Source organism: Pseudomonas sp. (assembly GCF_050739995.1).
Taxonomy (GTDB): Bacteria; Pseudomonadota; Gammaproteobacteria; order Pseudomonadales; family Pseudomonadaceae; genus Aquipseudomonas.
Genome location: NZ_JBOICG010000150.1, coordinates 1 through 1845 on the forward strand (window position 1 = coordinate 1; position 1845 = coordinate 1845).

Sequence of the window (1845 nt, forward strand, 5' to 3'; positions counted from 1 at the left end):
CCGCATTCGCGAGCAAGCCCGCTCCCACATTTTGACCGTGCTTATTCTGTCAGGATCAGCCCGCCAGGCCGACGAACATGTCTTGCACGTCGTCATGGTTGTCCAGGCCTTCCAGGAAGGCTTCGACTTCGGCCATCTGCTCATCGGTCAAACCGCTGACCGGGTTCTTCGAGATGTAGCCCAGCTTGGCCGACAACACTGTGAAACCCTGCTCCGGCAGTGCTTTCTGCACCGCGTCGAGGTCGGTGGTTTCGGTGATGAACAACGTGCTGCCCTCTTCCTCGCCGTCTTCGAAATCCTGGGCACCAGCTTCAATGGCGGCCATTTCCGGATCAGCGTCCGGGGTGTCCGGCGAGGCCTCGATCAGGCCGACGTGATTGAAGTCCCAGGCCACGGAGCCCGAGGCACCCAGTTGGCCCTTGCGGAACGCCACGCGGATCTCCGCCACAGTACGGTTGATGTTGTCGGTCACGCATTCGACGATCAACGGCACCTGATGCGGAGCGAACCCTTCATAGGTCACGCGGTGGTACTGCACGGTTTCACCCAGCAGGCCGGCACCTTTCTTGATGGCGCGGTCCAGGGTTTCCTTGGGCATCGAGGCCTTTTTGGCCTGCTCGACCACCAGACGCAGGTGGGCGTTGGTCGAGGTGTCGGCGCCGTTACGGGCGGCGATGGTGATTTCTTTCACCAGCTTGCCGAAGATCTTGCCCTTGGCATTGGCTGCCGCTTCTTTATGTTTGACTTTCCACTGTGCGCCCATGACTCACTCTCTTTTGTCCATCGCGCCGAAACGTCTACTGGCCGGCGCTTTGGGGGCAGAGTTTATAGGGCAAAAACGCTCCAATCCACCAAAAAACCGTCAAGACACCAACTCGAAAAACGCCTGGATCAAGCGCAATGAGCGGCGCCGCTCCAGGCAGCCGAGCATATGCCGGTTGACCAACCCACCGCCTTGCAAGGCAATCGCCCGCACCCGTGGGTCGGGGCTGACCTCCATCGATGACACAACCCCTACACCCAATTCAGCCGCAACGGCTTCGGTCACTGCCTCGCGACTGTCCAGTTCCAGCAGCACCTTCGGTCGTACGCCGCCCGCCTGGCAGGCGTCATCAAAGGTACGACGGGTGATGGAACCAGGCTCACGCAGCACCATGATCACGTCGTTGAGCTGTTCCAGGCCGATCCCCCCGGACTCACAGGCCCAGGCATGGCCCGCCGGCACCAACGCGCAGATCCGCGACTCGCCCAAAGGCTGCAGGTGCAAGCCATTGCGCGGCTCCACCTCGGTCAGCACGGCCACATCCGCGTGCTCGGAGAGCAGCGCCGCCAGCGTTTCCTGAGCATTGCCCAACCGCAGGTTGACGGTAATGCCCGGGTAACGCGCACGCAGTCTGGCGATCATCGGCATCACCAAGTGCGGGCCATCCGCAGCCACCTCCAGACGCCCGGTCAGCAGTTGCTGGTTGGCCTCCAGCAGCGTCTGCGCCTCATCCACCAGGCCGAAGATTGCCCGGGTGATGGCGGCCAGCCGCGTACCTTCCTCGGTCAACTCGACCCGCCGTGCCGTACGGCGCAACAGCGGGATCTGGTAGTGCTCCTCCAACGCCTTGATATGCCCGGTCACCGCCGGCTGGCTGATAAACAGCCGTGCCGCCGCCCGGGTGAAGCTGCCCTCACGGGCCACGGCATCAAATGCACGCAGTTGGAACAAGTTCATAGCTATCGGCCTCACTGATAGCTCGCATAACAACAAACAATTTGATTGATGACAAGCCAAACTGCAATTTAGGCGCCGTAACTTCATCCCAATGTTTTGCGAGGACACACGAATGAGCACTGCCG

Annotated in this window: 2 protein-coding genes; both read right to left on the minus strand. The window is 61.2% G+C overall.

Features of this window, described 5'->3' with window-relative positions; genetic code table 11:
* Nucleotides 1-55 precede the first annotated feature (55 nt).
* A complete protein-coding gene (locus tag ACRESD_RS05260; protein ID WP_105695705.1) occupies nucleotides 56-763 on the minus strand; it encodes a YebC/PmpR family DNA-binding transcriptional regulator in 708 nt (235 codons plus the stop codon).
* Between the two features lie 99 nt (nucleotides 764-862).
* Nucleotides 863-1720: a LysR substrate-binding domain-containing protein gene (locus ACRESD_RS05265; protein ID WP_431749957.1), complete on the minus strand. Its 858-nt coding sequence runs from the start codon at nucleotides 1718-1720 to the stop codon at nucleotides 863-865.
* Nucleotides 1721-1845: the final 125 nt, after the last annotated feature.

Bases quoted from the DNA above. Each gene is read 5' to 3' on its own strand.
- ACRESD_RS05265 (WP_431749957.1), bottom strand. From the start codon at position 1,720: ATGAACTTGTTCCAACTGCGTGCATTTGATGCCGTGGCCCGTGAGGGC.
- ACRESD_RS05260 (WP_105695705.1), bottom strand. From the start codon at position 763: ATGGGCGCACAGTGGAAAGTCAAACATAAAGAAGCGGCAGCCAATGCC.